General features: G+C 62.7%; 37 protein-coding genes. 32 read left to right on the top strand and 5 right to left on the bottom strand.

Features of this window, described 5'->3' with window-relative positions:
• Positions 1-71: 71 nt before the first annotated feature.
• From tuf to ABFX23_RS06245, 32 genes are all read left to right on the top strand, one after another.
• Complete coding sequence (gene tuf, locus ABFX23_RS06400) at positions 72-1,262, top strand: elongation factor Tu (RefSeq protein ID WP_346032258.1); 1,191 nt, start codon at positions 72-74, stop codon at positions 1,260-1,262.
• Between the two features lie 337 nt (positions 1,263-1,599).
• Positions 1,600-1,911: a 30S ribosomal protein S10 gene (gene rpsJ, locus ABFX23_RS06395; RefSeq protein ID WP_120078130.1), complete on the top strand. Its 312-nt coding sequence runs from the start codon at positions 1,600-1,602 to the stop codon at positions 1,909-1,911.
• A gap of 272 nt (positions 1,912-2,183) precedes the next feature.
• On the top strand, positions 2,184-3,041 hold the full coding sequence (rplC, locus tag ABFX23_RS06390; protein ID WP_346032257.1) for a 50S ribosomal protein L3: 858 nt from the start codon (positions 2,184-2,186) through the stop codon (positions 3,039-3,041).
• A gap of 2 nt (positions 3,042-3,043) precedes the next feature.
• Positions 3,044-3,667: a 50S ribosomal protein L4 gene (gene rplD / locus ABFX23_RS06385; protein WP_346032256.1), complete on the top strand. Its 624-nt coding sequence runs from the start codon at positions 3,044-3,046 to the stop codon at positions 3,665-3,667.
• Complete coding sequence (locus ABFX23_RS06380) at positions 3,660-3,974, top strand: 50S ribosomal protein L23 (protein ID WP_346032255.1); 315 nt, start codon at positions 3,660-3,662, stop codon at positions 3,972-3,974. Before rplD ends, ABFX23_RS06380 begins: the two co-directional genes overlap by 8 nt.
• Positions 3,975-3,978: 4 nt before the next feature.
• A complete protein-coding gene (gene rplB, locus ABFX23_RS06375) occupies positions 3,979-4,815 on the top strand; it encodes a 50S ribosomal protein L2 (RefSeq protein ID WP_346032254.1) in 837 nt (278 codons plus the stop codon).
• A 6-nt stretch (positions 4,816-4,821) separates the two neighbouring features.
• The gene (rpsS, locus tag ABFX23_RS06370) at positions 4,822-5,097 is read left to right on the top strand and encodes a 30S ribosomal protein S19 (protein WP_120078135.1); all 276 of its coding nucleotides are present in this window, start codon (positions 4,822-4,824) and stop codon (positions 5,095-5,097) included.
• Positions 5,097-5,474: a 50S ribosomal protein L22 gene (gene rplV, locus ABFX23_RS06365; protein ID WP_120078136.1), complete on the top strand. Its 378-nt coding sequence runs from the start codon at positions 5,097-5,099 to the stop codon at positions 5,472-5,474. Before rpsS ends, rplV begins: the two co-directional genes overlap by 1 nt.
• A 1-nt stretch (position 5,475) precedes the next feature.
• Complete coding sequence (gene rpsC / locus ABFX23_RS06360; protein ID WP_120078137.1) at positions 5,476-6,171, top strand: 30S ribosomal protein S3; 696 nt, start codon at positions 5,476-5,478, stop codon at positions 6,169-6,171.
• A gap of 11 nt (positions 6,172-6,182) precedes the next feature.
• Positions 6,183-6,617, top strand: a complete 435-nt coding sequence (rplP, locus tag ABFX23_RS06355; RefSeq protein ID WP_120078138.1) for a 50S ribosomal protein L16 — start codon at positions 6,183-6,185, stop codon at positions 6,615-6,617.
• Positions 6,617-6,832: a 50S ribosomal protein L29 gene (rpmC, locus tag ABFX23_RS06350; protein ID WP_120078139.1), complete on the top strand. Its 216-nt coding sequence runs from the start codon at positions 6,617-6,619 to the stop codon at positions 6,830-6,832. The genes rplP and rpmC overlap by 1 nt, the downstream gene beginning before the upstream one ends.
• Before the next feature lie 10 nt (positions 6,833-6,842).
• Entirely contained in the window at positions 6,843-7,145 is a 303-nt protein-coding gene (gene rpsQ, locus ABFX23_RS06345) for a 30S ribosomal protein S17 (protein ID WP_346032253.1), read from the top strand.
• Between the two features lie 69 nt (positions 7,146-7,214).
• The gene (rplN, locus tag ABFX23_RS06340; RefSeq protein ID WP_120078141.1) at positions 7,215-7,583 is read left to right on the top strand and encodes a 50S ribosomal protein L14; all 369 of its coding nucleotides are present in this window, start codon (positions 7,215-7,217) and stop codon (positions 7,581-7,583) included.
• Positions 7,583-7,903 (top strand): 50S ribosomal protein L24, encoded by a 321-nt coding sequence (rplX, locus tag ABFX23_RS06335; protein WP_346032252.1) that lies wholly within the window; start codon positions 7,583-7,585, stop codon positions 7,901-7,903. The genes rplN and rplX overlap by 1 nt, the downstream gene beginning before the upstream one ends.
• Positions 7,896-8,474, top strand: a complete 579-nt coding sequence (gene rplE / locus ABFX23_RS06330; RefSeq protein ID WP_120078143.1) for a 50S ribosomal protein L5 — start codon at positions 7,896-7,898, stop codon at positions 8,472-8,474. The genes rplX and rplE overlap by 8 nt, the downstream gene beginning before the upstream one ends.
• 43 nt (positions 8,475-8,517) lie before the next feature.
• A complete protein-coding gene (rpsN, locus tag ABFX23_RS06325) occupies positions 8,518-8,823 on the top strand; it encodes a 30S ribosomal protein S14 (RefSeq protein WP_119584483.1) in 306 nt (101 codons plus the stop codon).
• A gap of 11 nt (positions 8,824-8,834) precedes the next feature.
• Positions 8,835-9,230 (top strand): 30S ribosomal protein S8, encoded by a 396-nt coding sequence (gene rpsH, locus ABFX23_RS06320; RefSeq protein WP_346032251.1) that lies wholly within the window; start codon positions 8,835-8,837, stop codon positions 9,228-9,230.
• Positions 9,230-9,763: a 50S ribosomal protein L6 gene (gene rplF, locus ABFX23_RS06315; RefSeq protein WP_346032250.1), complete on the top strand. Its 534-nt coding sequence runs from the start codon at positions 9,230-9,232 to the stop codon at positions 9,761-9,763. Before rpsH ends, rplF begins: the two co-directional genes overlap by 1 nt.
• 1 nt (position 9,764) lies before the next feature.
• A complete protein-coding gene (gene rplR, locus ABFX23_RS06310) occupies positions 9,765-10,109 on the top strand; it encodes a 50S ribosomal protein L18 (RefSeq protein WP_120078147.1) in 345 nt (114 codons plus the stop codon).
• A gap of 2 nt (positions 10,110-10,111) precedes the next feature.
• Positions 10,112-10,903, top strand: coding sequence for a 30S ribosomal protein S5 (rpsE, locus tag ABFX23_RS06305; protein ID WP_346032249.1), 792 nt, complete (start codon positions 10,112-10,114; stop codon positions 10,901-10,903).
• A gap of 6 nt (positions 10,904-10,909) precedes the next feature.
• Complete coding sequence (gene rpmD, locus ABFX23_RS06300; protein WP_119584472.1) at positions 10,910-11,089, top strand: 50S ribosomal protein L30; 180 nt, start codon at positions 10,910-10,912, stop codon at positions 11,087-11,089.
• A 99-nt stretch (positions 11,090-11,188) separates the two neighbouring features.
• Positions 11,189-11,686: a 50S ribosomal protein L15 gene (rplO, locus tag ABFX23_RS06295; RefSeq protein ID WP_346032248.1), complete on the top strand. Its 498-nt coding sequence runs from the start codon at positions 11,189-11,191 to the stop codon at positions 11,684-11,686.
• 105 nt (positions 11,687-11,791) lie between these two features.
• Positions 11,792-13,156, top strand: a complete 1,365-nt coding sequence (secY, locus tag ABFX23_RS06290) for a preprotein translocase subunit SecY (RefSeq protein ID WP_346032247.1) — start codon at positions 11,792-11,794, stop codon at positions 13,154-13,156.
• Between the two features lie 41 nt (positions 13,157-13,197).
• Positions 13,198-13,848, top strand: a complete 651-nt coding sequence (locus ABFX23_RS06285) for an adenylate kinase (protein ID WP_346032246.1) — start codon at positions 13,198-13,200, stop codon at positions 13,846-13,848.
• Between the two features lie 38 nt (positions 13,849-13,886).
• On the top strand, positions 13,887-14,438 hold the full coding sequence (locus ABFX23_RS06280) for an SRPBCC family protein (RefSeq protein WP_346032245.1): 552 nt from the start codon (positions 13,887-13,889) through the stop codon (positions 14,436-14,438).
• 289 nt (positions 14,439-14,727) lie between these two features.
• Complete coding sequence (gene rpsM, locus ABFX23_RS06275) at positions 14,728-15,096, top strand: 30S ribosomal protein S13 (protein WP_346032244.1); 369 nt, start codon at positions 14,728-14,730, stop codon at positions 15,094-15,096.
• 49 nt (positions 15,097-15,145) lie between these two features.
• The gene (gene rpsK, locus ABFX23_RS06270) at positions 15,146-15,535 is read left to right on the top strand and encodes a 30S ribosomal protein S11 (protein ID WP_047003266.1); all 390 of its coding nucleotides are present in this window, start codon (positions 15,146-15,148) and stop codon (positions 15,533-15,535) included.
• 117 nt (positions 15,536-15,652) lie between these two features.
• Entirely contained in the window at positions 15,653-16,708 is a 1,056-nt protein-coding gene (locus ABFX23_RS06265; RefSeq protein WP_120078153.1) for a DNA-directed RNA polymerase subunit alpha, read from the top strand.
• Positions 16,709-16,800: 92 nt separating this feature from the next.
• Positions 16,801-17,220, top strand: a complete 420-nt coding sequence (rplQ, locus tag ABFX23_RS06260) for a 50S ribosomal protein L17 (RefSeq protein WP_120078154.1) — start codon at positions 16,801-16,803, stop codon at positions 17,218-17,220.
• 225 nt (positions 17,221-17,445) lie between these two features.
• Positions 17,446-19,509, top strand: a complete 2,064-nt coding sequence (locus tag ABFX23_RS06255) for a prolyl oligopeptidase family serine peptidase (RefSeq protein WP_346032243.1) — start codon at positions 17,446-17,448, stop codon at positions 19,507-19,509.
• A 129-nt stretch (positions 19,510-19,638) separates the two neighbouring features.
• On the top strand, positions 19,639-20,211 hold the full coding sequence (locus ABFX23_RS06250; RefSeq protein WP_346032242.1) for a hypothetical protein: 573 nt from the start codon (positions 19,639-19,641) through the stop codon (positions 20,209-20,211).
• A 99-nt stretch (positions 20,212-20,310) separates the two neighbouring features.
• Positions 20,311-21,162 carry a hypothetical protein gene (locus ABFX23_RS06245; protein WP_346032241.1) on the top strand — a complete coding sequence of 284 codons (852 nt, stop codon included), beginning with the start codon at positions 20,311-20,313 and terminating at the stop codon, positions 21,160-21,162.
• Here the strand turns inward: ABFX23_RS06245 and ABFX23_RS06240 are convergent.
• From ABFX23_RS06240 to lpdA, 5 genes are read right to left on the bottom strand one after another with little or no spacing between them, the layout of a single operon-like run.
• On the bottom strand, positions 21,159-21,785 hold the full coding sequence (locus ABFX23_RS06240; protein ID WP_346032240.1) for a trimeric intracellular cation channel family protein: 627 nt from the start codon (positions 21,783-21,785) through the stop codon (positions 21,159-21,161). The two genes, ABFX23_RS06245 and ABFX23_RS06240, sit on opposite strands and share 4 nt — an antisense overlap.
• On the bottom strand, positions 21,782-22,471 hold the full coding sequence (locus ABFX23_RS06235; RefSeq protein ID WP_346032239.1) for a PepSY domain-containing protein: 690 nt from the start codon (positions 22,469-22,471) through the stop codon (positions 21,782-21,784). The genes ABFX23_RS06240 and ABFX23_RS06235 overlap by 4 nt, the downstream gene beginning before the upstream one ends.
• A gap of 32 nt (positions 22,472-22,503) precedes the next feature.
• The gene (locus ABFX23_RS06230) at positions 22,504-22,935 is read right to left on the bottom strand and encodes a VOC family protein (protein ID WP_346032238.1); all 432 of its coding nucleotides are present in this window, start codon (positions 22,933-22,935) and stop codon (positions 22,504-22,506) included.
• Positions 22,932-23,750, bottom strand: a complete 819-nt coding sequence (locus tag ABFX23_RS06225) for a hypothetical protein (RefSeq protein ID WP_346032237.1) — start codon at positions 23,748-23,750, stop codon at positions 22,932-22,934. The genes ABFX23_RS06230 and ABFX23_RS06225 overlap by 4 nt, the downstream gene beginning before the upstream one ends.
• Position 23,751: 1 nt before the next feature.
• Positions 23,752-25,164 (bottom strand): dihydrolipoyl dehydrogenase, encoded by a 1,413-nt coding sequence (gene lpdA, locus ABFX23_RS06220; protein WP_346032236.1) that lies wholly within the window; start codon positions 25,162-25,164, stop codon positions 23,752-23,754.
• Positions 25,165-25,168 lie beyond the last annotated feature (4 nt).

Genomic DNA, 25,168 nt, shown 5'->3' with positions numbered 1-25,168 from the left:
GCCTTATTCAACGGGTGCCGCTTCCTCTCCCGGTGAAATTCAACTTTTGACTAACAGAGGTTATTAGAAAAATGGCGAAGGAAAAATTCGAGCGGAACAAGCCGCACTGCAACATCGGCACCATCGGTCACGTTGACCACGGCAAGACCACGCTGACGGCTGCTATCACCAAGGTGATGGCTGAAACCTACGGCGGTGCTGCTGTCGATTTCGCAAACATCGACAAGGCTCCGGAAGAGCGCGAGCGCGGCATCACCATCTCGACCGCACACGTCGAGTACGAAACCGAAGCTCGTCACTATGCTCACGTCGACTGCCCGGGTCACGCTGACTACGTGAAGAACATGATCACCGGTGCTGCCCAGATGGACGGTGCTATCCTGGTTGTGAACGCTGCTGACGGCCCCATGCCGCAGACCCGCGAGCACATCCTGCTGTCGCGTCAGGTCGGCGTGCCGGCCCTGGTCGTGTACCTGAACAAGGTCGACCAGGTTGACGACGAAGAGCTGCTCGAGCTGGTCGAACTGGAAGTTCGCGAACTGCTGAGCGACTACGACTTCGACGGCGACAACATTCCGATCATCAAGGGTTCGGCTCTGGCCGCTCTCGAAGGTCGTGACGACGAAATCGGCAAGAACTCCATCATCGAACTGATGAAGGCTGTCGACGAGCACATCCCGCAGCCCGACCGTCCGGTCGACCAGGCCTTCCTGATGCCGATCGAAGACGTGTTCTCGATCTCGGGTCGTGGTACGGTTGTTACCGGCCGTGTCGAAACCGGCGTTGTGAACGTTGGCGACGAAGTCGAAATCGTCGGCATCAAGGACACCACCAAGACGACCGTGACCGGCGTCGAAATGTTCCGCAAGCTGCTCGACCGTGGCGAAGCCGGCGACAACATCGGTGCCCTGATCCGCGGCGTTGGCCGTGACGAAGTGGAGCGTGGCCAGGTTCTCGCGAAGCCGGGTTCCGTGACCCCGCACACCGAGTTCTCGGCTGAGGTTTACGTCCTGTCGAAGGACGAAGGCGGCCGTCACACTCCGTTCTTCGCCAACTACCGCCCGCAGTTCTACTTCCGCACGACCGACGTGACGGGCGAAGTGATCCTGCCGGAAGGCACCGAAATGGTGATGCCGGGCGACAACGTGACCATCTCGGTCAAGCTGATCGCTCCGATCGCCATGGACGAAGGCCTGCGCTTCGCTATCCGCGAAGGCGGCCGTACGGTTGGCTCGGGCGTCGTCTCGAAGATCACCAAGTAATCCGGCCCGCGCCACCAGGCGCGGCGGAATAAAGGGGCCCGGCACTCACATCGAGTGCCGGGCCCTTTTTATGAGGGCGGCCTCCTGTTTTCCCGCCGTTTCAACGGGGGAGGGGTGGTGTCCGAAAAATGACGCATTTCGGGGGTTGTCAGTTCACCCTCTCCCCCGTATATGCGCGCCAACAGAAAGAGATTCGTCTCTTTCAAAACGAATTTAAGGGAAGGCCGCCCGTTCCGGAATACCGGGTTAGAGCGGGGCGGGCCTTTTTATTTTTGGCGGGCCGGAGGCGGCAACTGTTGATGGCTCGCTTGGCTCTTTCGCATCGGTAGACGGAATTATGGACGCACAGAATATTCGTATTCGCCTCAAGGCTTTCGATCACCGCGTGCTCGACCAGGCAACTGGCGAAATCGCGGATACGGCACGTCGCACTGGCGCGCTTATTCGTGGTCCGATTCCGATGCCGACGCGTATCGAGAAGTTCACCGTGAACCGCGGCCCGCACATCGACAAGAAGTCGCGCGAGCAGTTCGAGGTGCGCACGTACAAGCGGCTGCTCGACATCGTGCAGCCCAACGCCCAGACGGTCGACGCGCTGATGAAGCTCGATCTTGCCGCGGGTGTGAACGTGGAAATCAAGCTGGCCTGAGTCAGCAACCGCTCCGGTCCTGCCGGAGCATACCGATCTCCAGATAGGGAGATCGCGAAGACAGCGCCCGGTGACACATCATCGGGACACAAGGAATACCGCCGGACCTTCCCTCGGGAAATTCATGGTCCGGGCTGCGTTCCCCGTCTCGCCCGATCGGCCTAGGCCGTGAAAGCAGTTCAGCCCGGACGGGGCTCGCAGCATAAAAATCGATGGGTTGGGCACGCACCTGGGGATGGTCCCCTTGTGCCTCTGTTTAAGGAGTTTGGATCATGCGCACTGGCGTGATCGCGAAGAAAGTCGGGATGACCCGCCTGTTCCAGGAGGATGGACGTCACGTACCTGTGACGGTTCTGTCGCTGGAAGGGTGCCAGGTCACCGGACAGCGTACGGCCGACCGCGACGGCTATTTCTCGGTGCAGCTCGGCGCCGGCGATGCGAAGCAGAAGAACGTCAACAAGCCGCAGCGTGAGGCCTTTGCGAAGGCCAACGTCGGCCTGAAGATGAAGGTTGCCGAATTCCGCGTGGAAAACGAGGAAGGTCTCCTTCCTGTTGGTGCCACCATCACCGCCGACCATTTCGTCGCTGGCCAGAAGGTCGACATCACGGGTCACACCGTGGGTAAGGGCTTTGCCGGCGCCATGAAGCGTTGGGGTTTCGGCGGTCTGCGTGCAACGCACGGCGTATCGATCTCCCACCGTTCGCACGGTTCGACGGGTAACCGCCAGGATCCGGGCAAGGTCTTCAAGAACAAGAAGATGGCCGGTCACATGGGCGACCGTCAGCGCACCCAGCAGAACCTCGAAGTCGTGCGCACCGATGCAGAGCGCGGCCTGATCTTCGTGCGCGGCTCCGTGCCGGGTGCCAAGAATGGCTGGTTGCTGGTTCGCGATGCCGTGAAGTTGCCGCTTCCCGAAGGTCTGCCGTTCCCCGGCGCCATGCGTCGTAACGCCGATGAATTCTCTTCCGAAGAGGCCGATGCAGGCCTGGTCGAAAGCGCGGCAGAACACGCTGTGAACCCCGAAGTCTCGCCCGAGCAGCAGGAAAAGCTGGCTCAGCAGCAGGACGCGGGTGTCGGCACCGAGAGCGGAACGCCCGAGGCCGAACCTAACGACAAGAAGGAGTCCTGATCGTGAAGGTCAAGGTCCAGAAAATTGACGGCAAGGCCGCCGGCGACGTCGAACTGAACGACGCTGTCTTCGGTGTCGAGCCGCGTGCCGATATCCTGCACCGCGTGGTTACGTGGCAGCTGGAAAACCGCCGCGCCACGGCCCGCCCGACGCGTGAGCGTTCGGACGTTGCCCGCACCGGCAAGAAGTGGGGTCGCCAGAAGGGTTCCGGCGGCGCTCGCCACGGTGACCGGGGTGCCCCGATCTTCATCGGCGGCGGCAAGGCCCACGGTGCCCGCAAGCGTGACTTCGAGCAGTCGCTCAACAAGAAGGTGCGCGCGCTCGGCCTGAAGATGGCTCTGTCCAGCAAGGCGAAGGATGGCCTGGTCATCCTCGACAGCCTGGAGCTGTCCGATGCCAAGACGAAGGCCCTCAAGGGTCACTTCGACAAGAATGGCTGGAACGGCAAGGTGCTGGTGATCGGCGGCGAAAGCGTCGACGATGGCTTCGCCAAGGCTGCCCGCAACCTTCCGGGTGTGGATGTCCTGCCGGCTGTCGGCGCGAACGTCTACGACATCCTCAACCACGACACGCTGGTCCTTACCAAGGATGCTGTCGAAAAGCTGGAGGCGCGTTTCAATGGCTAAGAAAGAAGCAATCGACGCGCGTCACTATGACGTGATTCTTGCTCCGCACATCACGGAGAAGGCAACGCTCCTGTCGGAAGACAATGCAGTTGTGTTCAAGGTGGCGAACGATGCGACGAAGCCGCAGATCAAGGAGGCCATCGAGGCTCTTTTCGATCGCAAGGTGAAGAGCGTGAACACGATCGTCTCGAAGGGCAAGAGCAAGCGCTGGAAGGGCAAGCTCTACAAGCGCAACGATGAAAAGAAGGCAATCGTGACTCTCGCAGAGGGTCAGGATCCGATCGACATCACGGAAGGCGTGGGCTGATCCGATGGCACTGAAAACATATAATCCGACAAGCCCGGCACGCCGCGGCCTCGTCCTGGTCGACAAGACCGGCCTCCACCGCGGTGGCCCGGTCAAGTCGCTCACCGAAGGCAAGCGCAAGACCGGTGGCCGTAACAACAAGGGCCATGTTACCTCGCGCGGCAAGGGCGGCGGTAACAAGCAGAAGTACCGCTTCATCGACTTCAAGCGTCGCAAGTGGGACATGGAAGCGACCGTGGAACGGATCGAATACGATCCCAACCGCACCGCTTTCATCGCGCTGATCAAGTACGAAGACGGCGAGCTGTCCTACATCATCGCGCCCAACCGTCTCGCACCGGGTGACAAGGTTGTCGCCGGCGAGAAGGTCGACACGAAGCCGGGCAACGCGATGCTGCTGGGCCAGATGCCGGTCGGCACCATCATCCACAACGTGGAGATGAAGCCGGGCAAGGGCGGCCAGATCGCCCGTTCGGCAGGCACCTACGTGCAGCTGGTCGGTCGCGACCGCGGCATGGTTATCGTGCGTCTGAACAGCGGCGAGCAGCGCTACCTGCGCGCCGATTGCATGGGCACCGTGGGTTCGGTTTCGAACCCCGACAACCAGAACCAGAACCTGGGTAAGGCCGGTCGTCGCCGTCACATGGGCGTTAAGCCCCTGACGCGCGGTGTCGCCAAGAACCCGGTCGACCACCCGCACGGTGGTGGTGAAGGCCGCACCAGCGGTGGCCGTCATCCGGTTACTCCGTGGGGCAAGCCGACCAAGGGTGCCCGTACCCGCAAGAACAAGCAGACGGACAAGATGATTATCCGTTCGCGTCACGCGAAGAAGAAGAGGTAAGCACCAATGGCACGTTCCGTCTGGAAAGGTCCGTTTGTCGAGCTGAGCCTTCTGAAGAAGGCGCAGGAAGCGCAGGAAGCGAACAACACCAAGCCGATCAAGACCTGGTCGCGCCGTTCGACGATCCTGCCCGATTTTGTCGGCCTGACGTTCAACGTCTACAATGGGCACAAGTTCGTGCCCGTCTCGGTCAACGAGGAAATGGTCGGTCACAAGCTTGGCGAGTTCGCGCCCACGCGCAGCTTCCCTGGCCACGCTGCCGACAAGAAGGGTAAGCGCTAATGGCAAAGGCTAAGTCTCCCCGCCGCGTGGCGGACAACGAGGCGCTGGCTGTCGGCACCACCATCCGTGGTTCCGCGCAGAAGCTGAACCTCGTGGCCGCCCTCATCCGTGGCAAGAAGGCCGAGGAAGCGATGAACATCCTCTCCTTCTCCAAGCGCGCGATGGCCCGCGATGCACAGAAGGTGCTCGCATCGGCAATCGCCAATGCCGAGAACAATCACGATCTCGACGTCGACTCCCTGGTCGTCGCCGAGGCGTCGGTCGGCAAGTCGATCACCATGAAGCGGTTCGCAACGCGCGGCCGTGGCAAGTCCACGCGGATCCTGAAGCCGTTCAGCCGGCTGCGGATCGTCGTACGCGAAGCAGAAGAGGCGTAAGATGGGTCACAAGAGCAATCCGATCGGTCTGCGCCTGCAGATCAACCGCACCTGGGACAGCCGCTGGTACGCCGAAGGTGGCGACTATGCCAAGCTGCTCAAGGAAGACATTGAGATCCGCAAGTACATCATCGATACCCTGCCGCAGGCAGCGATTTCGAAGGTGGTGATCGAGCGTCCGGCCAAGCTGTGCCGCATCTCGATCTATGCTGCGCGTCCCGGCGTCATCATCGGCAAGAAGGGCGCTGACATCGAGAAGCTGCGCGCCAAGCTGTCGACCATGACCGAAAGCGAAGTGAAGCTGAACATCGTCGAGATCCGCAAGCCGGAAATCGATGCCAAGCTCGTCGCCCAGGGCATTGCCGATCAGCTGGTTCGCCGTGTCGCCTTCCGCCGCGCCATGAAGCGCGCGATGCAGTCGGCCATGCGCCTTGGTGCCGAAGGCATCAAGATCATGTGCGGCGGCCGTCTGGGTGGTGCCGAAATCGCCCGCGTCGAACAGTATCGCGAAGGCCGCGTGCCGCTGCACACGCTGCGCGCCAACATCGACTATGCCGAAGCCGAGGCGCTGACCGCCTATGGCATCATCGGCATCAAGGTGTGGGTCTTCAAGGGCGAGATCCTGGGTCACGATCCGACCTCGCAGGACCGCCTGATGATGGAATCGCAGACGTCCGGCGTCCGCCCGGCTCGTTGAGGTAAAGAACCATGCTGCAACCGAAAAAGACCAAGTATCGCAAGGCCTTCAAGGGCAAGATCCATGGCACCGCCAAGGGTGGCACCACCCTCAACTTCGGCGCCTACGGTCTCAAGGCTCTCGAGCCGGAGCGTCTGACCGCTCGCCAGATCGAGGCCGCCCGTCGTGCCATCACCCGTGCGATGAAGCGCCAGGGTCGCCTGTGGATCCGCGTGTTCCCCGACGTTCCCGTGTCGAAGAAGCCTGCCGAAGTCCGTCAGGGTAAGGGCAAGGGTTCCGTCGAATACTGGGCCGCTCGCGTGAAGCCGGGCCGCGTCCTGTTCGAACTCGACGGCGTTCCCGGCCCCGTGGCCGCGCTCGCTTTCGAACGTGCTGCCATGAAGCTGCCCATCAAGACCAAGGTCATCGCCCGCTTCGGCGACACCTCGCACCTGGGAGGCGAATAATGGCTGACAAGAGCAACACCGAAGACCTGCGCACGAAGACCGACGACCAGCTGAACGAAGCGCTGACCATGCTCAAGAAAGAGCAGTTCAACCTGCGCTTCCAGGCTGCGACCAACCAGCTGGAAGGTCCGGCCCGCGTCAAGGAAGTCCGTCGCCAGATCGCGCGCATCAAGACGCTTCAGGGCGAACGCGCCCGTGAAGCAGCGAAAGCGTAAGGAGTAGACAATGCCCAAGCGTATCCTGACCGGGACTGTCACCTCCGACAAGACCGACAAGACCGTGACCGTGCTCGTCGAACGCCGCGTGAAGCACCCGCTTTACGGCAAGATCATCAAGCGTTCGAAGAAGTATCACGCTCACGACGAGAAGAACGAATATGTCGTTGGCGACAAGGTTCGTATCGAGGAGACCAAGCCGATCTCCAAGACCAAGACCTGGGCGGTGAAGGATCGCCTGGTCGCGAGCCGTGGCCAGGCCGTGGAAGCGGATCTGGAAGTCGCCGAAGCCACCCCCGGTGGCGCTGAGTAATTTGACGTAGGAACTGCCGGGCGCCGATGATCGGACCGTCCCGGCAAGCCAAGAGAAGGAACCGGATCGATGATCCAGATGCAATCCAATCTCGACGTCGCGGACAACAGCGGCGCAAAGCGCGTCCAGTGCATCAAGGTGCTGGGCGGGTCTAAGCGTCGTACCGCGTCTGTCGGCGATGTGATCGTGGTTTCCGTGAAGGAAGCCCAGCCGCGTGCCCGCGTGAAGAAGGGCGATGTGCACCGTGCGGTTATCGTGCGTACCAAGAAGGACGTTCGTCGTCCCGATGGCACCGTGATCCGCTTCGACAGCAACGCCGCGGTGCTCGTGAACAAGAACGAGGAGCCGCTTGGCACCCGTATCTTCGGCCCGGTCGTGCGCGAACTGCGCGGCAAGGGTTTCATGAAGATCATCTCGCTCGCTCCGGAGGTGCTCTGATGGCATCCGCTAAGATCAAGAAGGGCGACACGGTCGTCGTGCTCTCGGGCAAGGACAAGGGCCAGACCGGCACTGTCCAGAAGGTCATGCCGAAGGAAGGCAAGATCGTCGTCGAGGGCGTCAACGTGATGACCCGTCACCGCAAGCCTTCGCAGGCTAATCCGCAGGGCGGCATCGATCGCATGCCTGCCCCGATGGCAATCGCCAAGGTTGCCGTTGCAGATCCCAAGGATGGCAAGCCCACCCGCGTCCGTTTCGAGGAAAAGGACGGCAAGAAGGTGCGCGTCGCCGTCAAGTCCGGGGAGACCATCGATGGCTGATTACACACCCCGCCTGAAGAAGAAGTACCAGGACGAGATCGCGAAAGCGATGACCGAGAAGTTCGGTTACAAGAACCACATGGAGGTTCCTCGTCTGGAAAAGATCACGCTCAACATGGGCGTGGGCGAAGCGAGCCAGGACAAGAAGAAGGTCCAGACCGCTGCCGAGGAAATGGAACGCATCGCTGGTCAGAAGCCGGTGATCACCAAGGCCAAGAAGTCGATCGCACAGTTCAAGCTGCGCGACGGCATGCCCATCGGCTGCAAGGTGAACCTGCGTCGTGATCGCATGTACGAATTTCTCGACCGCCTGGTGACGATCGCAATGCCCCGCATCCGCGACTTCCGTGGCCTGAATCCGAAGAGCTTCGATGGCAATGGCAACTATGCCATGGGCATCAAGGAGCAGATCATCTTCCCGGAGATCAGCTACGACAAGATCGAAAAGGTGCGCGGCATGGACATCATCGTCACCACCTCCGCCAAGACCGACGAAGAAGCGCGCGAACTGCTGCGCCTGTTCGGTTTCCCGTTCCCGGCCGAAAGTGCCGAAGAGAAGGAAGCGGCGTGAGCCGTTCCCTTGAACTGAAGAAGCAAGAGAGAGCTTAAGTCCAATGGCGAAACTGAGTTCCATCAACAAGAACGAGAAGCGCAAGCAGCTCGTCAAGAAGTACGCGGAAAAGTACGCGAAGCTGAAGGCAATTGCCGACGATGAGTCGCTCGACGATACCGAGCGCCTCATGGCCCGCCTGAAGATGGCTGAGCTGCCGCGTAATGCGAACCCCACTCGTGTGCGCAACCGCTGCACCACCACCGGCCGCCCGCGCGGCTACTACCGCAAGTTCGGGCTTAACCGCATCGAACTCCGGAACCTGGCCAACAAGGGTCTGATTCCGGGCGTGACCAAGTCGAGCTGGTGAGGAAACGATAGATGGCTATGACCGATCCCCTGGGTGATATGCTCACCCGTATCCGCAACGGCCAGCAGGCGAAGAAGGACTCCGTCCTGTCGCCCGCTTCCAAGCTGCGTGCGAACGTGCTCGAAGTGCTGCAGCGCGAAGGCTACATCCGTGGCTACAGCGAAGACAGCAGCGGCAAGCACCCCGCACTGCGGATCGAACTGAAGTATTTCGAGGGCGAACCTGCGATCAAGCACGTCGCCCGTGTCTCCAAGCCGGGTCGCCGCATCTACTCGGGCAGCAAGGATCTGCCGGCAGTGCGCAACGGCCTTGGCATCACCATCGTCTCGACGCCCAAGGGTGTGCTTTCGGATAACGAAGCGCGCATCGAGAACGTCGGCGGCGAAGTGCTGGCGGAGGTGTTCTGATGAGCCGCATTGGCAAACGTCCGGTAGCGCTCCCCAGCGGGGTGACTGCCAAGATCGAGAACGGCACGCTGACCGTGAAGGGCCCCAAGGGTGAGCTCTCCATGTCGACGATCGACCTGATCGATTACAAGATCGAAGGCGGGGAAATCTCGGTGCAGCCCGCGAACAAGACGCAGAAGGCGCGTCAGTTCTGGGGTATGCAGCGCACCCTCGTGCAGAATCTCGTCGACGGTGTGACCGAAGGGTTCACCAAGGTGCTGGAAATCACCGGCGTCGGCTACCGTGCACAGGCCCAGGGCAAGAAGCTCAAGCTCCAGCTCGGGTTCAGCCACGACGTCGATCTGGATGTTCCGGAAGGTGTCGAAGTGAAGACGCCCGACCAGACCACGGTCGAGATTTCGGGCATCGACAAGCAGAAGGTCGGTCAGTTCGCTGCCGAGATCCGCGAATGGCGCAAGCCGGAGCCCTACAAGGGCAAGGGCGTGAAGTATCGCGGTGAGTATATCTTCCGCAAGGAAGGGAAGAAGAAGTAAGATGGCAAAGCTTTCTCTCTTTGAACGTCGCCGCCGCCGTGTGCGCACCGCGCTTCGCAAGCGTTCCGGCGACAAGCCGCGCCTGTCGGTGCACCGCACCGGCCAGCACATCTATGCGCAGATCATCGATGACAAGGACGGCCGTACCGTTGCCGCCGCCAGCACGCTGGGTGGCAAGGGCTCGGGCGCCAATGTCGATGCTGCCAAGAAGGTCGGCAGCGATATCGCCGCCGCCGCCAAGAAGGCTGGCGTGACGACTGTCGTGTTCGATCGCGGCGGGTTCCTGTTCCATGGCCGCGTCAAGGCGCTGGCTGATGCCGCTCGTGAAGGCGGGCTGGAGTTCTGATGATGGCTGACGAAAACAAGAACGAAGAAACCGGCGCCGAAGCGCAGGTCGAGCAGAACATCGAAGGTTCGACCCCGACTCCGACGACCGCAAGCACCGAAGCGGCCGACAACCAGTCGCCGGCGCACGCCGACGAAGGTCGTCCGCGCCAGCGTGGTGGCCGTGGCGGCAACCGTGACGATAATCGTGGCGGCGGCCGTGGCCGCGGTCGCGGTGGCCGTGACGATCGCCGTGGCAACCGTGGCGACGACGATGGCGAGGAGCTGATCGAAAAGCTCGTCCACATCAACCGCGTCGCCAAGGTGGTGAAGGGCGGCAAGCGCTTCGGTTTCGCCGCGCTCGTCGTGGTGGGTGACGGCAAGGGCCGCGTGGGCTTCGGCCACGGCAAAGCCCGCGAAGTGCCGGAAGCCATCAACAAGGCAACCGCCGCTGCCAAGAAGAAGATGATCCGCGTTCCGCTGAAGGAAGGTCGCACCCTCCATCACGACGGTCGTGGTCACTTCGGTGCTGGCAAGGTGAACGTGCGTTCGGCTCCGGCTGGTACGGGCATCATCGCCGGTGGCCCGATGCGTGCGGTGTTTGAAAGCCTTGGCGTTGCCGACGTGGTGACCAAGTCGATTGGCACGTCCAACCCCTACAACATGATCCGCGCCACCTTCGACGCGCTGGTGAACCAGTCTTCGCCGAAGTCGGTTGCCCAGCGTCGTGGCAAGAAGGTTGCCGACCTGCTGGGTCGCGGTGGCCAGGTGAGCGAAGCCGAGGCCCAGGCCGAAGCCGAAGCGATCACGGAGTAATTCAAGATGGCTACCATCAAGATCAAGCAGATCGGTTCGCCGATCCGTCGTCCCGAAAGCCAGCGCAAGATCCTGATCGGCCTCGGGCTGAACAAGATGCACAAGGTTGTCGAACTGAAGGACACCCCGGAAGTGCGCGGCGCCATCGCGAAGGTGCCGCACATGGTGGAGATCGTGGAGGGCTGAGGCCCTTTGCGACCCGCGAAACAATTTGACGGTCGTGGCCCGCTCGCGTAGCGGGCCGCTTCCATTTAAGCGCGAAGACAGCGAAAGCGAGTGCAGACTATGAAACTGAACGACATCCGTGACAACGAAGGCGCCCGCAAGGGTCGCATCCGCGTGGGCCGTGGCATCGGCTCGGGCAAGGGCAAGACCGGTGGCCGTGGCCAGAAGGGCCAGAAGAGCCGTTCGGGCGTTGCCATCAAGGGCTTTGAAGGCGGCCAGATGCCCCTTCACATGCGCCTGCCGAAGCGCGGCTTCAACAATCCGTTCGGCAAGGACTATGCCGAAGTGAACCTGGGCCAGGTCCAGAAGCTGGTCGATGCCAAGAAGCTCGACGCCAAGAACACCATCGACCACGAAGCGCTCAAGGCTGCTGGTGTGGCTCGTGGCGGCAAGGACGGCGTGCGCCTGCTGGCGAAGGGTGAACTCACCGCGAAGCTGACCTTCAAGGTTGCCGGTGCCTCCAAGGCCGCCGTCGAAGCCGTGGAAAAGGCTGGCGGTTCGGTAGAGCAGACCGCACCCAAGAAGACCGACAAGGCTTCCGGCAAGGACGCCGAATAATCGGATAAAGGGATGCGCGGGTTCGACATCGGGCCCGCGCACCCCTATCTAGCCTTCCTGAGCCGGGAGGGTCCGGCGCCCAATACCAGGATTTAGATATTTCTCATGGCATCCCGCGCCGATAATCTCGCAAGCTCGCTGAGTTTTTCCAACTTCAGCAAGGCCACCGAACTCAAGCAGCGCATCTGGTTCACCATCGGTGCGCTCATCGTTTTCCGTTTCCTCAGCTTCGTGCCGCTGCCTGGCGTGAACCCGCTCATCCTGGGAACGCTGTACGACCAGACGCGCGGTGGCATCCTCGACATGTTCAACATGTTCTCCGGCGGTTCGCTGGAGCGTATGAGCCTGATCGCGCTGGGCGTGATGCCCTATATCACCGCCTCCATCGTCATCCAGCTGGCAGCCTCGCTGCACCCCAGCCTGATGGCGTTGAAGAAGGAGGGCGAAGCCGGGCGCAAGAAGCTGAACCAGTATACCCGTTACGGCACGGTCTTCCTGTGCGCGATCCAGGGCTGGTTCCTCGCCAGCGGCCTCGAAGCCTACGGCGCATCCAGCGGTCTGCAGGCCGTCGTCGATCCCGGCATCATGTTCAAGGTCGTGGCCGTCATCAACCTGGTTGGCGGGACCATGTTCCTGCTGTGGCTGGGTGAGCAGATCACCGCGCGCGGCATCGGCAACGGCGTGTCGCTCATCATCATGGCGGGCATCGTCGCCCAGTTCCCGACCTTTACCGCCAATCTCTTCGAGGGCGGTCGTACCGGCTCCATCAGCGGCGTGCTGATCGGCGGGCTTATCGTGATGGTCGTCGTGCTGATCCTCGTCATCTGCTTCTTCGAGCGGGCCCAGCGTCGTCTGCTGATCCAGTATCCCAAGCGCGCTACCCAGCGCGGCGGGATGCAGGCGGACCGTTCGCACCTGCCGCTGAAGCTCAACACCGCAGGCGTCATTCCGCCGATCTTCGCCAGCTCGCTGCTGCTGCTGCCGCTCACGATTACGCAATTTGCAGGCAACTCGGTCGACACCGACAGCGCCTGGGGCAGCACGATCGTGACGCTGAACCAGTACCTGGCGCACGGGCAGCCGCTCTACATGCTGCTCTATGGCCTCGGCATCATGTTCTTCTGCTTCTTCTACACCGCCGTTGTCTTCAACCCGGAAGATACGGCGGAGAACCTGAAGAAGAACGGCGGCTTTATCCCCGGCATCCGTCCGGGCAAGCGCACCGCCGACTACCTCGACTATGTGCTCACGCGCATCACCGTGGTCGGTGCAATCTATCTCACCGCTGTCTGCATCATCCCCGAATGGGGTATCGCGCAGACCGGCCTGCCGCTGTTCCTTGGCGGCACCAGCCTGCTGATCGTCGTCAACGTGACCGTCGACACCATCAGCCAGATCCAGTCGCACCTGCTGGCTCACCAGTACGGCGACCTCATCAAGAAGGCGAAGTTGAAGGGGCGGATGCGCTAGTCTAGCGTCCGACTTCTCTTCACTCGGGGGAATCGCGTTTCATGAATATCATCCTTCTCGGCCCTCCGGGCGCAGGCAAGGGCACCCAGGCAAACCTGCTGGTCGAACATCACGGCATGAAGCAGCTTTCCACCGGTGACATGCTGCGCGCCGCCGTAAAGGCGCAGACCCCGGTCGGGGTCGAGGCCAAGGCGGTGATGGATCGCGGGGAACTGGTGTCCGACGATATCGTGTCTGCGCTGATCGATGCCGAACTGGCCGCGATGGGCGAGGATGTCGGCGCGATCTTCGACGGCTATCCCCGCACCGAGGCTCAGGCTGTCGCGCTGGACGAACTGCTCGCCAAGCATGGCCGCAAGCTTGCACACGTGATCGAACTGGTGGTCGACGAGGAGGCCTTGGTCGACCGCGTCGAGGGCCGCTACACCTGTGCGAATTGCGGTGAGGGCTATCACGATCGCCACAAGCAGCCCGAAGTCGAGGGCGTGTGTGACAAGTGCGGTTCCACCGAATTCAAGCGCCGCCCGGACGACAATGCGGAAACCGTGCGCACGCGCATGAAAGAATATCGCGCCAAGACCGCGCCGATCCTTCCCTACTACGAGCAACGCGGCATCGTGCAGCGGGTGGACGGCATGGCCTCGATCGACGAGGTAACGACCGCCATCGAGAAGGTCTTGGCCACCGCCTGACCTGCGCGCTATCCTTCCGTCAAAGGATGGAGGGACTCTTGCGGAATTTAGCTACAGCACTGGTTCTCGGCCTGCTGGCCGCGCCCGCTTCTGCCGAAGTCGTCGAATCGTCCACGGGTGGATTTGCCACGCACGACAGCGCCGTCGTCGCCGCGGATCGCCAGGCGGTCTGGGAAGCGCTGATCCACCCGGAGGACTGGTGGAGCCACACCTGGTCGAACGATTCGGCAAACCTTTCCCTCGATCCCCGCGCTGGCGGCTGTTTCTGCGAGACCCTGCCTGCCGCCGATGGCTGGGGGGAGGGTTCGGTCGAACACATGCGCGTCATCACGGTCATGGCGGGAAGCACGCTGCGGATGTCCGGATCGCTAGGGCCGCTCCAGGCGGAAGGGTTGACCGGAACGCTCACCGTCACAGTCGAGGATGCAGGCGCAGGCACGCGCATCAGCTGGGATTACGTGACCGGCGGCGAGGCGCGCTTTCCGGCAGCGCAGTTCGCGCCGGTGGTGGATTCGGTCCAGACCGAATTTCTGACTGCATTGGTCGACCGCCTCGGCGGAGCTGTGGAAGAACCGGGGCAGGGCGAGTGATGAGGGGTTTTGACTAGGCCGCAGACACGGGTTATACAGCCCTCATCGAAACCGAGGGGTTTCAGCAGCGCAGCGGAAGATTCCGTTTGCGCCCTTTCGCCTGTTGACGAACAGGCAGAATCACCCTATCTGCGCCCTCTATTCGTCCATTAGTATCGATAGTCACCATCAGGCGGCCAGCCACCGGCAAGCCTCCTGTTTTTTGCTTTCGAGGCGGGCGGATAGGTTTTTGTAGCGATGAGATAGGGGCGTCCGCAGCGATGATCCCCTGTGGAGCATGGAGATTTAAGTGGCTCGTATTGCCGGGGTAAACATCCCCACCAACAAGCGCGTTATCGTCGCGCTCACCTACATTCACGGTATCGGTCCCACCACTGCGAAGAAGATCGCCGACAAGCTCGGCATCGATCATTCGCGCCGCGTGCAGGACCTGACGGACGCCGAAGTCCTGCAGATCCGTGAAACCATCGACGCCGAATACACCGTGGAAGGCGACCTGCGTCGCGACACCGCGATGAACATCAAGCGCCTGATGGACCTCGCCTGCTATCGTGGCCTGCGTCACCGCAAGGGCCTGCCCGTTCGCGGTCAGCGCACTCACACCAACGCCCGCACCCGCAAGGGCAAGGCCAAGCCGATCGCCGGCAAGAAGAAGTAAGCTGCGGATTTCCGCGCTTTTCCCTTCTCAGGTTTAAAGGAACAGACAGATGGCACGCGAACCAGGCCGTATTCGGCGCCGTGACAAGAAGAACATTTCCAGCGGTGTTGCTCACGTCAACGCCAGCTTCAACAACACCATGATCACCATCACCGATGCGCAGGGCAATGCGATCAGCTGGTCCAGCGCCGGCATGATGGGCTTCAAGGGCAGCCGCAAGTCGACGCCCTATGCAGCACAGGTTGCGGCGGACGATGCGGGCAAGAAGGCCGCTGAACACGGCGTCCGCACGCTCGAGGTGGAAATCAAGGGTCCGGGTTCGGGTCGTGAAAGCGCGCTGCGGGCGCTGCAGGCGGTGGGCTTCACCATCACCAGCATCCGCGACGTGACGCCGATCCCGCACAACGGCGTGCGGCCGTCCAAGCGTCGCCGCGTCTGATCGAAGCCTGCCGCGGGGCCTTGTAGTTCAGGGCTCCCGCACCAAGTCACTCGCATCGGCCGCGGCGCTCCAGCGCTCCGCGGCCTTTGCGCCACGAAATACCTTTAGGGGAAGTCCATGTCCGTCAATACGAAGAACTGGCAGGAACTGAAGAAGCCCAACACCCTCGAGATCAAGGAAGGCTCCGACAAGAAGCGCAAAGCTACTTTCGTGGCCGAACCGCTCGAGCGTGGCTACGGCCTGACGCTCGGCAACGCCCTGCGCCGCGTCCTGCTTGCCAGCCTTCAGGGTGCCGCCATCACCTCGATCAAGATCGAGAACGTGCTGCACGAATTCTCGTCTCTCGCCGGTGTGCGTGAAGACGTTACCGACATTGTCCTCAACGTGAAGCAGATCGCGCTGAAGATGGAAGGCGAAGGCCCCAAGCGCCTGCAGCTTTCCGCTACCGGCCCCGGCGAAGTGAAAGCCGGCGACATTGCCGTTTCCGGCGATATCGAAGTGCTCAACAAGGACCTGGTGCTGTGCCATCTCGATGAAGGCGCCACGCTCAACATGGAGCTGACCGCCGACACGGGCAAGGGCTACTCGCCCGCCGTGCAGAACCGTCCCGCTGACGCGCCGATCGGCCTGATCCCGGTCGACAGCCTGTATTCGCCGATCAAGCAGGTGAGCTACAAGGTCGAGAACGCTCGCGTCGGGCAGGAACTGGACTTCGACAAGCTGTCGCTGACCATCGAGACCGACGGCACCGTAACCCCTGAAGATGCCATCGCCTACGCGGCGCGCATCCTGCAGGACCAGCTGACCCTGTTCGTCCACTTCGAGGATGGCATCCCGCAGCCTTCCAGCGCCATGATCGGCGTTGCCGCAGAGCCGCAGGAAAGCGACACCAACCAGCTCAACCGCTACCTCCTCAAGAAGGTGGACGAGCTGGAACTGTCGGTGCGTTCGGCCAATTGCCTGAAGAACGATAACATCATCTACATCGGCGACCTGGTCCAGAAGACCGAGGCCGAGATGCTCCGTACGCCGAATTTCGGCCGCAAGTCGCTCAACGAGATCAAGGAAGTCCTTTCCTCGATGGGTCTGCGTCTCGGCATGGACATCCCGGGCTGGCCGCCCGAGAACATTGAGGAAATGGCCAAGAAGCTGGAGCAGGAACTGCTCGGCTAATTGCCACTTAGGGGGCTTGGGCCGGACCCCGTTTTCCGGCCTGCACTGGGCTTTCCGTCAAACGGGCCCTTTTCGAACTGGAGTAAGTAACAATGCGTCACGGTATTTCCGGCCGTAAGCTCAGCCGCAAGAGCCAGCACCGCACCGCCATGTTCCGCAACATGGCTGCCGCGCTGATCAAGCACGAGCAGATCCTCACCACCACGGCAAAGGCCAAGGAACTGCGTCCCTATGTCGAAAAGCTGATCACGCTCGCAAAGCGTGGCGGCCTTTCCAACCGTCGCCTGGCGCACAGCCGCCTGATGGATGAAGCGCAGGAAAAGAAGCTGTTCGAAGTGCTGGCCGAGCGTTACGCCGACCGCAACGGCGGCTACACCCGCATCATCAAGGCTGGCTATCGTGCGTCTGACGCCGCTGCCATCGCCTACATCGAACTCGTCGACCGTGACGAAGATGCCAAGGGCCAGGACAGCGGCCCGGTGATGACCGAGGACGAATACGAAGACGCATAAGCGCATCGTAACCGAACAAGTGAGGGGCCGTCGGAGCAATCCGGCGGCCCTTCTGTTTTGCGCGGATGGCCTTCTTGCCGGAGTAGTCCAAAGGACCGCCTTGCATTCACTGGGGCGATGGTTACATCGTCAACCAACTGCTTATCCCGCGGAGAATTCATGCGTTTCCACATCCTCGCAGCAACGCTGCTTGCCGCTTCTGCAACACCCGCTATCGCCCAGGACATGACTGCACCAGACTATCCCGAAACCCGCCAGGGCGACGTTTCCGAGACATTCTTCGGCGAGGAAATTGCCGATCCCTACCGCTGGCTTGAGGAGGACGTTCGCAATAGAGAGGAGGTTGCCGACTGGGTGGAACGGCAGAACGCCGTGACCGATGCATATCTCGATGCACTGCCCGCGCGTGACTGGTTCACGCAGCGCATCGGCGAGCTTTACGATTACGAGCGCTTCTCCGTGCCCGTCGAGCGCGGTGGGCGCTATTTCTACACCGGCAATTCCGGCCTGCAGAACCAGTCGCCGCTCTACGTGCGCGATAGCCTGGATGCAGAGCCCCGCCTGCTGATCGACCCGAACGAATGGGCCGACGATGGTGCCACCGCGCTCGCAGGCTGGGTGCCATCGCCCGATGGCTCCAAGCTGCTCTACTCCGTGCAGGACGGCGGCACCGACTGGCGTATCCTGCGGGTGATGGACGTTGCGACCGGGGAGCAGATCGGCGGCGAGATCCGCTGGGCCAAGTTCACTTCGCTTTCGTGGGTGGGCAACGACGGCTTCCTCTACTCCCGCTTCCCCGAGCCGGAGGAAGGCGAGGACTTCCAGGCGCTAAACATGGACCAGGCGGTCTATTACCACGCGCTCGGCAGCGATCAGGCAGCCGACAAGCTGGTTTTCTCCACGCCCGACCATCCCGAACGCAACCACACCGCGCAGACCACCAGCGACGGCCGCTGGGCTATCGTCACGTCCTCCACCGGCACCGATTCCCGGTACGAAGTGAACGTGATCGACCTCGCCGCGGGATGGGATACGCGCGTGCTCGTACCAGGCTTCGAGAACAGTTGGAGCCTGATCGATTCCGTTGGCTCGCGCCTGTTCTTCACCACCAACCAGGGCGCGCCGCTTTATCGCGTGGTTTCCATCGACATGGACGCACCCGAAGCTGGCTGGACCGAGGTCGTCGCAGAGCGCGAACAGCCCATCGCCGATGCGTCGCTGGTGGGCGGCCACCTCGTGCTCGAATACCTCGAAGACGCCTCCAGCGCAGCCTACGTCTATTCGCTGGACGGGGAACTCGTGCGCGAGATGGACTTTGCCGGGATCGGCAGCGCCAGCGGCTTCTACGGCGATCCGGACAGTCCGGAAATGTTCTACAGCTTCTCGAGCTTCAATCGTCCGGCCACGATCTACCGGTATGATGTGGTGACCGGTGACAGCACGGTCTTCGCCGAGGCCGAACTGACGTTCGATCCCGACGATTTCGTGGTCGAACAGCGCTTTTACGAGAGCAAGGACGGCACGCGCGTGCCCATGTTCATCATGCGCAGCGCCGAAGTGGCCGCGAGCGGCGAAGCCGTGCCCACGCTGCTTTACGGCTACGGCGGCTTCGACGTCTCGCTCACGCCGTCCTTCTCCACCAGTCGCCTTGCATGGGTGGAGGCCGGCGGTGCCTTCGCGCTCGCCAACATTCGCGGCGGCGGCGAGTACGGCAAGGCATGGCACGATGCCGGACGCCGCGCGAACAAGCAGAACGTGTTCGACGATTTCATCGCGGCGGGCGAATTCCTGATTTCCGAAGGCGTCACGCCGGAGGATGGCCTTGCCATCCAGGGCGGTTCCAACGGCGGCCTGCTGGTCGGCGCGGTCGCCAACCAGCGTCCGGACCTGTTTGCCGCGGGCAATGCAGCCGTTGGCGTGATGGACATGCTGCGCTTCGACCAGTGGACCGCGGGACGCTATTGGGTGGACGATTACGGCTATCCCGACCGGGAAGAGGACTGGCGCATCCTGCGCGCCTATTCCCCGCTGCACAACATCCAGCCCGATACGGACTATCCCGCCTTGCTGGTGACGACCGCCGATACCGACGACCGCGTGGTTCCGGGACATTCTTTCAAGTACACCGCAGCCTTGCAGGCGGAGGACCTTGGAGAACGCCCGCAAATCATCCGGATCGAGACGCGTGCGGGCCACGGATCGGGCAAGCCGACCGACAAGGCCATTGCGGAAGCCTCTGATATCGCGGCTTTTCTTGCCTACTGGACGGGTCTGGAGCCGACGGAGTAGAGTGTTCAGGTAAGTCTTGGCTTTCCTGAACATCCGCTAACGCGCGAGTTCAGCGAGACCTCACTGCGACTCGGGTAGAACCTGTCTCAACGATGGCAATCCCGTCATCGGCACGAGAAGGAGAGACCCATGAAGTCCATTACCAAAGCTCTCGCCAAGGGCACGCTCGGAACAGTCGCGGCTGGCGCGATGGCAGTGGCCTCGGCGTCTCCCGCCATGGCGGACGACCATCGCTATCGCGATCGCGATCGTGGCGGCATTTCCGCCGGTGAAGTGATTGCCGGTGCTGTTGTCCTGGGTGGCCTCGCCGCCATCCTGTCTTCGCGCAACAACGACCGTTACGACCGCGATTATCGCTACGATCGCCGCGATTACCGTGGCAGCTATCGCGGTGGCTACGACAACGGGCGCTACGCCGTCGAACAGTGTGTCCGCGAAGTCGAACGCTATGCCCAGCGACGCACCGGCAGCCGCGCCGAAGTCTACGAAATCCGCGATGTCGACCGCGAACGTCGTGGCTACGAAGTCGAAGGTCGGATCGCCGTGCGCGACGACTACCGCTATCGCGACCGTCGCGGGTGGGGCCGTAACGACTACCGCCGTGGCTATCGCAACGATGGCTGGGATGAGGGCCGCTTCAGCTGCGACATCCGCCGCGGCCGGGTGACCGACATCGATATCGATGGCATCCGCGGCCTTTGATCGGCGCACCGTGATGCATCGCCGCCGGGCGGTTCAGGCTGACGTCAGTCTGGACCGCCTAGCCATGTCCGCAATCCGTATTCCCAAGGGGAACCGACCATGACATTCCGCCCAACCCGTCTCGCCAGCGTGGCAGCGCTTGCCGCTGCCCTGTCCATGGCCGCGACCCCGGCATCCGCGCTGGACCTGCCTTCGGCTGCTGTTCCCGCGAGTGTCGCCCCGCAGGCAGACGTCCTTACGATCGGCGCGGGTGAAGCGAACCAGTGGCGCCGTTATCGTCCCTATCGTCACCGCCATAACCGCGGCGTGGATGCAGGGGACGTGATCGCAGGCGTCGCCGTGGTGGGCGTTCTGGCGGCGATCCTCAGTTCGTCGAACCGCAACCGCGACCGGGATCGCTACGATGATCGGCGCGCGCGCGTGCGCTATGACGACCGCCGGGATCGTTACGATGGTCGCGGTATCGAAAGCGCTGTCGATATGTGCGTCGACCAGGTCGAATATCGCGACAACCGCGTGGAGAACGTCGACCGGGCGGACCGCGATGCCGGAGGGTGGAACGTCTCCGGTTCGCTGGAGAACGGCGAGCGCTGGACCTGTTTCATCGACAATTCGGGCGAAGTGCGCAGTATCGATTACGGCGGTGTCGCCTACTCGTCGCAGGCACCTTCGGCTAATGCCACCGGACAGCTGAGCGATGCGGCCTATTCCCGCGCCCGCGCCACCACGCGGACCGCGGCGGACGAGCCCTATTCGTATGATGAAGCTCTCGTCAGCGAGGTCCCCGGTGCCGGCGACCCGCGCCCGGCCTATCCCGGCGGCCCGCTGCCGGGCGAGGAAGGCTATGACGAGGACTGGCAGGTCGACGGCGACATCGAGGACGGCGAATGGGTAGGCGATGGCCGCTACACCACGGCGCAGGCCCCCGATTTCGAGCAGCTCGCCCGCTAGTCGGTGCCTTCTTTCGAATAGGCGGGCAGTTCTATCCGCCACACCATCGCCGCGCCGCGCAGCACGAAACCTGCCAGCGCGGCGATCCCCATGGCCCAGCCTTGTTGCACCCCCAGCAGCAGCATGATGCCGCATAGCGAGGAGGCGAGGGCGGCTGCGGTCACGTAGAGTTCCGGCCGCATCAGGATGCTGGGCACGCCCGCGATCACGTCCCTGACAACGCCGCCCACGCATCCCGTCACCACGCCGAGGATGATGGCGGGGAAGGGTGCAACGTCGAACGCGAGCGCCTTTGCGACCCCAAGCGTGCTGAACAGCGCCAGCCCCATCGCGTCGGCCCATTCCAGCCAGCTGTCCCGGCCCTGCCACCACTTGCGCGGAATGAACCACGCGATCAGCGCGGTGATCAGGATGACCGGGGCGACCCAGAAATCGCGCAGCCAGAAGGCGGGCACGCCCAGCAACGCATCGCGAACCGACCCGCCGCCAACACCCGTCAGCAAGGCGAAGAAGGCGCAGGTCACGAACGTCTGGTTCAGCCGCGCCGCCAGCAGTGCGCCCGAGAGCGCGAACACGGCGGTGCCGCCAAGATCGAGAAACGGGGGCAGGACGGGGGCGATCATGCGGGTACCTTCACGCGCGCTTTGCGGCGGCGGAACATCAGCATGCACCCCAGCAGCGATCCTGCCACGCCCAGCGCGGCGAAGATGATCAGGATCGGATGGCTGGTATCCTCGCGATCCTGCAGGTCCATGATGTGCAGGCCCCACATGAAATCGAACACCCGCCACCATCCGCTGCGCACAGCGAGGATCTCGCCGGTCTGCGAATGGATGTAGATGTGCGTGTCGTCCGCAAAGCGCGCCTGCCAGGCGTTCGTCCCGGCGCGCAGGTCCATCGGGTTGGCATCGCCGGGAAAGTAGGTTAGCGCTTCCAAGGCCGCATCTCCGGCATAGGCCGTCTCCGCAATGGCACGCGCGTCCCGTTCCAGTACGGGATTGTAGAGCCGCCCGTCCGTAGGCGAGTAGCGGTAGCGGCCGCCGTCCTCCTCCACCACGATCCAACCCGCACCATCGGGGAAGTTTTCCAACGTCACGCTCTGCACCGGGCCGCTGAGTTGCGGCAGGACCAGCGAGGCTGTCTCTACCGGCGGCAGTTCAGCACGCAGATGGTTGCCGCGCACGTATTCGATGGGATGCCACACCATGATGAGACCCGTGACGGTCCACATCAGCACGGGTACGCCCACAAGCCAGCCCAGCCAGATGTGCCACTTGGCGAACCGCTGCATGATCTTCTGCTTTGCCATGTGCGCCCGATAGTCGCTCCGGCGGCGGGCCGCTAGTGCGTGGCGAACAGTTTGGAGCGGTCGGCGAAGGCTTTCATCTCGATGGCGTTGCCTGCGGGATCGCGGAAGAACATCGTCGCCTGCTCGCCCGGTTCACCCTGGAAACGGATGCGCGGGGCGATGTCGAACTGCACGCCCTTTTCGATCAGCCGTTCGGCCAGCGCCTTCCATTCATCCATGTCCAGCACGATGCCGAAATGCGGCACCGGCACCTCGTCGCCGTCGACCGGATTGGTGCCGTGACCCGCCTTGGCGACGATGGAGGGCGCCTGGTGCGCCACGATCTGGTGGCCGTAGAAATCGAAGTCGCACCAGTCCTTGCTGGAGCGGCCTTCCTTGCAGCCCATCACGTCGCCCCAGAATTCGCGCGCGGCTTCCAGGTTGTCGACGGGGAAGGCGAGGTGGAAGGGCGAAAGCTGGGTCATCTCTTGGGTATCCTGTGCAGTCCTAGGGCAAGGCCGAAGCCGAGTATGGGCGAGGCGCCGTAGCCGATCAACGGTGTGGGATAGGTCGACATCAGGGCGAGCACGGCGAAGCCGAACAGCAGCCCGGCGAGGGCAAAGCGCTTTTCGCGGTCGAACGGAATCGCGAACAGCATCAGCGCAAAGGATGCAGCCAGCGCAAGGCCGAGGGCAATGGCGAGGAAAATGCTCATCCCGGCAGCCTCGACCAGCACGCGCTCGACGAATGGTTGCGGCGGCAGTTCACCGCGCAGGGCCATGTTGATCGAGGCGAAGAACCCGGCGATGGCGACCGCGCCCACTTTCCAGTCGCGGGTGACGTGGTGCAGTCCCACGGCGGCAAAGGTGAGGGCAAAGCCGGTCGCCGCATCGGGCTGGAACCAGACGCAGGCGATGGCCGCCAGCAGGATCGGTGCGCCAAGGGTGCGGTGCCGCGCCGCCAGCACGCACAGCGCGGGTGCCACCAGCATCCCCGTGTGCAGGTTGACCGAGCCGAGCGGGAACCAGCGCATCACGCGGTCGCCGGTCACGGATATCGCTTCCGGACTGACGGCAAGCGGGGTGAGCAGGGTGAACAGCAGAACGCCGGTCATCAGGTGGCGGCTGAGCGAGGTATGCGGCCCGCGTCCGCCGAGGATCCACAGACAGGCGATCGCCAGCGCGCCAAGATTGGCCAGCGCGTAGTGCGCGGGTGCTCCGGCCAGCGCCATGTAGAGCGCACCCGCCAGCACCGGGATCGCGAGCGCGAGAAGCGCGGGGACGCGATCCCGGAAGGGCACTTCAGATGTGGATCGGCTTGCCCTGCACGCCCATCGCAGCCTCTTTCAGGGCTTCGGCATGGGTGGGGTGGGCATGGCAGGTGTAGGCGATGTCCTCGCTCGTCGCGCCGAATTCCATGGCCAGCGCGGCCTCGGCGATCATCGTTCCGGCAACGGATGCGATGGCCCAGACGCCCAGCACGCGGTCGCTCTCGGCTTCCGCGATCACCTTTACGAAGCCGTCCGGTTCGTGATTGGTCTTGGCGCGGGAGTTGGCCATCATCGGGAACTTGGAAGTTTTGACAGCCTTCTTGTCGCCGCCCATCTTCTCCACGGCCTGCTCTTCGGTAAGGCCGACACCGGCAATCTCGGGCCAGGTGTAGACGACCGACGGGATCACGTCGTGGTTCACGATGCCGGTCTCGCCAGCGATCCATTCCGCCACGGCGATGCCTTCGTCTTCTGCCTTGTGAGCGAGCATGGGCCCGGGCACCACGTCACCGATGGCGCGCACGCCTTCGACCGCGGTGCGGAATTCGCCGTCGACTTCGATTTGGCCGCGATCGTTGGTTTCGAGGCCGATGTTCTCAAGGCCAAGACCTTCGGTATTGGGCTTGCGGCCGATGGACACGAGCACGCAGTCGGCGGTCATCGTTTCTTCGTCGCCGCCCTTGGCAGGCTCCAGCGTCAGCGTGGCCTTGTTGCCTTTCACCGATACGCCGGTGACCTTGGTCGACAGCTTGAACTCGATGCCCTGCTTCTTGAAGATCTTGCGCGATTCCTTGCGCACGTCGCCGTCCATGCCGGGCAGCACTTCGTCGAGGAATTCGACGCAGGTAACTTTCGCGCCAAGGCGGCGCCAGACGCTTCCGAGTTCGAGGCCGATCACGCCCGCACCGATAACCACCATGTGTTCCGGAACCTTGGGCAGTTCCAGCGCGCCAGTGGAATCGACCACCACGTGCTTGGAATTGTCGACCTCGACATTGGGAAGCGGCGTGACGCTGGAACCGGTGGCGATCACCACTTCCTTCGCCGTCACCTTCTCGCCGCCCACTTCGACGGTGTGCGCGTCCACGAACTTCGCGTGGCCTTTCTTCCAGTCGACCTTGTTCTTCTTGAACAGGAACTCGATGCCCTTGGTCAGGCCATCGACCGCTTCGATGCGCTGGCCGTGCAGCTTTTCCATGTTGAGCTTCGGGCTGACTTCGATGCCCATGTGCTCCATCGCGCCATTGGCGGCAGCATCGTAGAATTCCGATGCGTGCAGCATGGCCTTGGAAGGAATGCAGCCGACGTTGAGGCAAGTGCCGCCCAGCGTTTCGCGGCTTTCGGCGCAGGCGGTTTTCAGGCCCAGCTGCGCGGCGCGAATTGCCGCGACATAGCCGCCGGGACCGGCACCGATAACAAGGACGTCGTAGTCGTATTCAGCCATTGGT

This window comes from Erythrobacter westpacificensis (assembly GCF_039542285.1).
In the GTDB taxonomy this organism is placed as follows: domain Bacteria; phylum Pseudomonadota; class Alphaproteobacteria; order Sphingomonadales; family Sphingomonadaceae; genus Alteraurantiacibacter; species Alteraurantiacibacter westpacificensis.
The sequence above is the reverse complement of the archived record's forward strand: the minus strand, read 5'-3'. Positions and strand labels throughout refer to the sequence as shown.